At 38.0% G+C, this 6,839-nt stretch carries 8 protein-coding genes and 1 pseudogene; all 9 read right to left on the reverse strand.

The annotated features are described in order from the left end of the window. Positions 1–76: 76 nt before the first annotated feature. Positions 77–427: a hypothetical protein gene (locus ACKPEB_RS03080; RefSeq protein WP_408963321.1), complete on the reverse strand. Its 351-nt coding sequence runs from the start codon at positions 425–427 to the stop codon at positions 77–79. Between the two features lie 309 nt (positions 428–736). Then, positions 737–1,105 carry a hypothetical protein gene (locus tag ACKPEB_RS03085; protein WP_408963322.1) on the reverse strand — a complete coding sequence of 123 codons (369 nt, stop codon included), beginning with the start codon at positions 1,103–1,105 and terminating at the stop codon, positions 737–739. After that, the gene (locus tag ACKPEB_RS03090; protein ID WP_408963323.1) at positions 1,084–1,368 is read right to left on the reverse strand and encodes a hypothetical protein; all 285 of its coding nucleotides are present in this window, start codon (positions 1,366–1,368) and stop codon (positions 1,084–1,086) included. Before ACKPEB_RS03090 ends, ACKPEB_RS03085 begins: the two co-directional genes overlap by 22 nt. A 3-nt stretch (positions 1,369–1,371) precedes the next feature. Then, positions 1,372–2,091, reverse strand: a complete 720-nt coding sequence (locus tag ACKPEB_RS03095) for a hypothetical protein (RefSeq protein ID WP_408963324.1) — start codon at positions 2,089–2,091, stop codon at positions 1,372–1,374. Positions 2,092–2,126: 35 nt separating this feature from the next. Next, a complete protein-coding gene (locus ACKPEB_RS03100) occupies positions 2,127–2,465 on the reverse strand; it encodes a hypothetical protein (protein WP_408963325.1) in 339 nt (112 codons plus the stop codon). Between the two features lie 135 nt (positions 2,466–2,600). Next, the gene (locus ACKPEB_RS03105; RefSeq protein ID WP_408963326.1) at positions 2,601–3,776 is read right to left on the reverse strand and encodes a hypothetical protein; all 1,176 of its coding nucleotides are present in this window, start codon (positions 3,774–3,776) and stop codon (positions 2,601–2,603) included. Between the two features lie 2 nt (positions 3,777–3,778). After that, on the reverse strand, positions 3,779–4,732 hold the full coding sequence (locus ACKPEB_RS03110) for a hypothetical protein (RefSeq protein ID WP_408963327.1): 954 nt from the start codon (positions 4,730–4,732) through the stop codon (positions 3,779–3,781). After that, positions 4,733–5,146, reverse strand: a complete 414-nt coding sequence (locus ACKPEB_RS03115; RefSeq protein ID WP_408963328.1) for a hypothetical protein — start codon at positions 5,144–5,146, stop codon at positions 4,733–4,735. A gap of 4 nt (positions 5,147–5,150) precedes the next feature. Beyond that, a pseudogene (locus ACKPEB_RS03120) lies at positions 5,151–6,839 on the reverse strand (hypothetical protein); the annotation flags it as partial.

Genomic DNA, 6,839 nt, shown 5'->3' on the forward strand with positions numbered 1-6,839 from the left:
CATTATCAGATAAATTCTGTAATGCAGAAAGTTCATTCTGCGGTGGCTGTGGAGGCTCTATTAATATTGCCATTTTTTAAATCTCTACATATTTTGCAAATTTGATTTTAATAGTAGCCGCAGCCGCAGCAATAGCAGAAATCTTTTCGCCGTTGTACTCAATTTCTAATAATTGCCGATTTCCATATAAAATGAAATCATAATCTGACGTTGTGGCCGTTAAGCCGTAATTGAGGTATACAGGCTCGGTTCCGTTGTTGCTAATGCTTAAAATTTTTCTTCCCAGTGTTGCCGTAGCATCAGCTAATAAGATATCAGTAGCGGTATTAGCAGTTAACGTGGTTTCCTTTGTTTCAATGGTTCCGAGTATTTTTTGAGTCGTGTTTCCGTCAAAAGATGTGGATGGTGGGGTGATGATAAATGGCATATTATTAAGCTCCTTTTAGATGTATTTTTAATATAGCATTAACTATCTTCGTGAGGATAGCTAAAATTTGTGTCCCGATGAATTTGATGAAAATGGTTAGACACCTCTATTATAAATCGAGTAAGTTTTCCCTCCATTGAAGCTTTATTCTGCCGAATTACGGCACCAAGATTGTCAATATCAATTCTTAATTTATTAATATTTTGGGTTAGGGTTGCTATTTTATAGGTTATCCAGCAGGAAAATATTAGGTTTATAAAGCATTGAATGCTAAATAAACTAATTACTATCAAATTTTCGTTCATATTTTTAAGCAACTTCAATTTTTACTGAATAAAGTAAATCAGTGGCAATCCATTTGTTAAACCGAATTAATTTTTTTACCTGAACTTTAAAAGTGGCTAATCCCGCTTCTACAAACTCTAAAGAAACAGGTTGATATAAAACTTGAGGTTCGTTAGTCGGATACAAAATAATTGCAGGGTCGTTAATAAGTCCTTCTTGAGTTTCCCACTGCCTTCTAATTAATAAACGGCTTTTAATTTGATCAACACTATTACCCGCCATCCAAGTTACCCGAATAACATCTTGGTCAATAGCTGACAAAAAGGTTGATTGCCATTTTTGCCAACTATCCCCCTGCATTTGAATAATGCCTAATTGACGGAATTGCGACATAATGCCATCTCCGCTTTTAAGCATTCAAAAAAATCATTCCATTCTTCCTCTTCTTCCTGTTGTTGAATAACTTCTTCTAATTCACCGCCATAAATATATTCTTCTAAGTCGTCCGAGGACATTGGGCGTAAAATCCCAGATTCAAAGTCAACAACATAAGAAATAGTGGTACATTTATCACGTTGCATTTCACGCCAAAAAAATGGGGCAGATTCTAAAGTTGGAACAAAATCAGGATGACCAGGAAGAATTAATGCAGTCATTGTTTATTCAAAAATTGTAGTTTTGTACTTGCCACCAGTTCTAGGTATCCAACCTTCTGGTAAGTCAGTTTTTGTATAATCGTAAAAAGTAGATACTGTTTCAACTGTCGTGTCAGTAACAGTATTTGATCCACTTCCTGACGAGGTGGTTGTCGCTAAATTTTTTATGGCTCTAGGAGGGTAAGGAGCATTAACTCCCAATGTAACCGACCGCCATTCTTCCTCAGTATTTGGAAAATCTACCCCCAATGCCGTTAAATCACTTCCACTGATTTTTGCTAATTGATATTTAGGCATTCTCCAACCCCACCAAATATCGCCCCCATCGGTTTTTGCTTTGACTGTTGCAATAACACTTCCTTTTGCGGCAGTAACTGAAGTTGGAGCGGTCGTTGATTGAGTTCTTGGACTTAAAAATTTAGGTTTGCTAACAGTTTTCCAACCCTTTTTTAACGCATTTGCAAAACTGTCAGAAGAACAATAACTAGAAATCCCACTAACTGCGTGTTTTAATTTTGACGGCTGAGGAAATCTCGCCCCGATAATAGCGGGAACACTACCACTGATAGTACCCGATGACAAATCTGTTTGCCCTAAGTCACTTACTTCAGTTGCGTCAACAGAGGTTAAAAAACAATAGAGAAATTTAACTCCCTCAGATTTTGGGTGAACAAGTGTCACCGCTCTTAGATTTCTTTTGGCATAAACATTAGTTTTCGCCATATCTTTTGCTCCTGCTTACGTTGAAAAAATCAAAATTAAACTAAAACTGGAAGCACTCGGTTAATAGTCCGTTCAACATTAAAAGAAACTGTATAAATCCGAGGTTGAACACTAATATTTGTTCCCGGCGCGCTGGGGTCTTCAACAGTAACCGTCGCTCCTTCTGTAACAGTAACAGTGCTAACATCTTCTCCTGTTGCAGCAAAATTATTTTGCGCGGTTTGGGCAATTACCAAAGCATTTAAAACATCAGAAATACCCAGTAAACAATCATCTGTATCAGGGAAACTTACAGCAGGAAAACTAACATTAGAACCTAATTGAGTCAACGCAGTCCGAAGGTCGGCGTAAGTAATTTTCTTAGCAACAGGCATGGTTAACAATCCTTAAAATTTGTTTTGTCAAACCCAACCTAACACGCTTAACCCTTATTGTGTAGAGACTTTTAGCACCTTGACTATACAGTTGAAACTTAAGGTTTGCCCAATTGTTTGTTACATTTTATTAACTCAGTCGTTCATTAACCGTTCATCAACTGGTGTTCGATCAGACCGTGAAACTAACATAATTTTTTGACCTGTTTTTGGAAGGTTTGCCCAAGCTTGCCAAAATTCTAATTCTACATTTCGCCGATAAACAGGAAGTTCTTTATCCTCATTCAATACCTTTTCTTTTTTTGGGGTTTCAGAATATTTGGCTGATTCTTGATCTGCTTTTCCGACATACAACGCTAATGGGTCAAATGTATCCTCTTTAATCTGAACTAATTTTTGATAAATATTAATCGCTGCTTGACGGTTACGTGCAGGGAACCAGTTGGCGTATCCTTGTCGCCATTTTTGATAACTCCAAATTTCTTTTCCCCGTGACAAAACAACAGGAACCTTACCTGGATAAAAAACCTGTTCTATTTTATTTTTAAAATGTTTTAAATCAGCAATTGTAAGAGGTGTTTCAAATTTAAAACCATCTTGTCTTTTATATTCGCAAAAACCGATTAATGCTACGGATAAAACTGTCCTTAGAGGACTTTTTTGTCCCTTTTCGAGTTTCTTTTGCCAAAATTTTATCTTTAATTCTGGCCATCCATTTAATATTTTAATTTCAGAAATTCCACGACTGTTTTCTTCTTCTTCAGCCGTTCCTCCCCCTTCAAACTCGATAAATTGAATATATCGTTTTAGTTCCCAGTCCGACCCCGACAAAACAATGGAGCGACCCTCAAACCCCTCTGGAAAATATTCAATTACTCGGTGTCCCTCAATAGTTTTTTCTGTCGTCCATTCAATATATTTAGGTCGACTATCTATGTCTTTTCGCCACTGCTTTTCACCAGTCGAGGGATAATTAGTTTTATTCCCCCTTTTATACTCCGAATATCCCTCGCTAAATTCTTTAAACCATTCATCAAATGAAATCCCAAATCCTATCCGCATGGCAAAAATATCATGCTGCGCTTTCAACAAAGAAGATTGCATTATGATTGAATGCTCTGGCCCCGCTAAATAATATCGCTCTTTACCATCTAAAGCCTTGTTGGGCGAAAATTCATAAAGCTTGAAATTAGGGTGTTCATGTGATTCTAACGATGGATGTTTTTCTCCCAAATAAGTAATTGCATCAGCTTCTGCAATTCGTTCTAAGGTTAGTTGTTCCCACTTCTTTTGTTGTGAATTAGTTGCCATAATTAAACATAAACGTATTCAATGGACTGTCTAAACTGTTGCCAAAAACCACTCAAAAAACCTTGAACTGCATCTTCAAGACGTTGATCTTCAATTGATTCTACTTTTTCATTAACCCAAGATTCCATTGACCATGGCTCTTTTCCTTCATCTCCCCAGGTTTTTATTGCCTGATCAACTTGGGGGAATAATTTTTTTACGGTTGATGGGGCTTTTTTCCAAAGATTTTTTATTCCTCTTCTTCCCTGCATAAAAGCATATTTAATTGCAATTTGAATTCCCGCTTGCATTCCTAGATAAGCGAGTTCAGAAACCCCTTGTAACAAATCTTGACGAATATCTGGGTTTAATGCCCACTGTAGGGTCAGCGCCCGAACGTTAATTTGGACTTTCGGAGGTGATGTCAATCCACCCACAAGAACCCCAGCTAACGTGCGCCCCAAAAATTCTCCAGCAGGTTCGTACAGATTATTGATTGCACTTTCAATCTGGCCCATAATTTCCTTGTCGCTAATCTGCCAATTGAAGGCGTAAATCGTTTCAGCCGTATTTAATAATCCGCCTACTATTGCCCCGATTCCCCCGCCTCCGCCCACTAATGCTAGAGTTCCCAAGCTAGAAGCAACCGCTCCAACTGAACCAAAAACCCAGCCGACTACGGCGCCCCCAACAATCAAAAGTGTTCCGGCAGCGAGACCGGCTGCAATCACTCCAGCACCCGCTGCTAACGGATCATCTTTAGCCCATTGCTGAAAAATACTTAAAAAAGAACCATTTTTGATGGAATTAATTAATTCTTTTGCTCCGGCTGCAATTTTTCCTAGTAGATTTTTAGCTGAAGCTATTGGTTTTGCAATCCAATCTACTACGGGAGAACCCAGCTTTTTAAAATATTCAAGATTAACCTTTTCGGCTGAAGTAATTGCACTGCTTAAGGTCGTTGAATCAATTTTCATTTATTTTTTACCTTTTTTAGTAGTAGTTTTGTTGGGTGGATTGCTGTTAGTATCTTTAGGTAAATTGTAATTTACCGTGCTATCACGACTAACTTTGTCTAACACGGGAGCGCTATTTTTGTCCCTTTTTTCTTTTGATTCCTCTCCTTTAACCGCAGCGTTCGGGTAAATTTTTTCAAATTCTTCTTTAAATAATTCAAGTTCAGGCCCCCCACTGCCTAAAACTTGCCTTAAATTTCGCCGATCTAATGCACCTTCCATAATCAAAACAGGGATATAGCCCTTAATTGCTGCCTCAAGATCATCGCCGATCGCTTGTATTTGCTCTTGAGGAGTTTTTGGGTTAGAAGTTCGCCGAATATTATTTTTACTCGGTGAACCGTGAGGTTTAATTTTTGGCGCTGATTTTACCATTTAATTAAGTGCTTTTAGGATCTCCTTTTATCCGTTCTATCAAATTTGGTTCTTTATCGTCGAACATTTCGACAATAATAGGCTGCTTTTCATCCTGCATAAATTTAGGTAGAAGTGCTTCCGTTGCTTCTTCAGTATTAATGTTGAGAAACTCAATGGCTTTCTGATTAAGTGGCGGAGCAAAACCATTACTTTTTTCTTTCCTTTTTCCGAATGTAAAATCAAATGGCATGGGAACATCAATTTTTTTCTCTTTAACCGGCATTCCTAAAAATCGCATAATTTCCCGCACACGCTTTGTACAAATTGCCACCATATTAAAAATTTGCCCGACAGCAATAGCGGTACGAATCATTAAATTTAAACGAGTAGCTGCATCACCTTTATTTTCAAGCAATAATTCTGTTATTTGTTTCGCAAATGCAGTGGCATTTACAGATTTGGTTTCAAGCTTTTGATTTCCCTCTTGAGCCGCGTTATAGTCTGTTACCAAGGCAGTAAAAGGGTGAATTCCGAGGTGATCTTGCATCCTAAGTTGGAATTCAATAATTTTTAAATAAGATTCTAATTTTTGGTAACCTTTTGCATCGGTCGCAATCCATCTGTTAGGGACTTCAAATCCATTATCAAGTATTTCATCTACGTCAAGAGCTGCGTAGATTCGCTCAATCATTTCACAGCAATTATCATCCATTTTAGGATTCTCCTTGTGGGGTGGGGGTGAATTTCCAACCGGATTAGGAAGGGGGATATCGTATAAATTAATAATATTAACAAGAGTGTATGCAGTCGTTCCACTTCCCGGGTTAAGATTTTGCATGGCTGGAGATGATTGTGTCACGGATTTGAGCCCGTAAATATAATCGCCATTATCAGAATAATAATATTCTTTAATTTTTTCTGTTTGAAACCCTGGGCCTTGACTTGTAGCCCTCCATGGCCGCGTGTCCGCGTACCAATAAGCTGTTTGCTCGTTTCCCACTAAAAATACTGCTAATAGATCCAGGTTTCCAACATCTACACTTCCTACAGGAGGTAGATTGATAAAAGAAACTGGCATTCCCTCATTCCAAGTCCCGAAATATCTAGCATAAGGCTTTATCGATTTTCCATCAATAAAATGCCCACCTGCCCAATAAGAGTAAGAGGGATGATCTCTTAAGCCATCAATTTTATAGCAAAATAATTCTTTTCGAATTTTATTGCCAGGAGCGATATAAATATTCCAATTATCAAGTATTTGCGTAATTTCCCAGGCATCAAAAAGCGGATCACTATGAAGGTGTAACCTTTTAATTTTTGTTTCGCCAATTACCCATGCAGTGCCAGTATCACTAGAATAAAAATATTGATAATCAAATAGCAAAAAGCCAATAAATGGTTTGTTTTTACTTCCCCTTGGGGATGGGTTAGGTTCTGGGGAGGGTTCAGGAGTAGGGGGGGGGTCTGGTTCTGGTTCCGGTTCTGGTTCCGGTTCTGGTTCTTCACATTCAGGCACAGTTCGGGTTTCTGTTTCAACCAATTCATTCCCAATGTAATACTTTAAAATTACGGTACATCCTTGCTGTTCACCCTCAATTCGGTACAAGCCAAATGCGTAACTAAGCGTGCTTTCATTGGGATTTTTTATATTAAATTCAACCTCTGCAATTCCTATTCCTAAAGTTAAAATTCCACTAGAAGAAATTGATGC

The sequence above is a fragment of the Planktothrix sp. genome (assembly GCF_046067725.1).
Lineage (GTDB): Bacteria > Cyanobacteriota > Cyanobacteriia > Cyanobacteriales > Microcoleaceae > Planktothrix.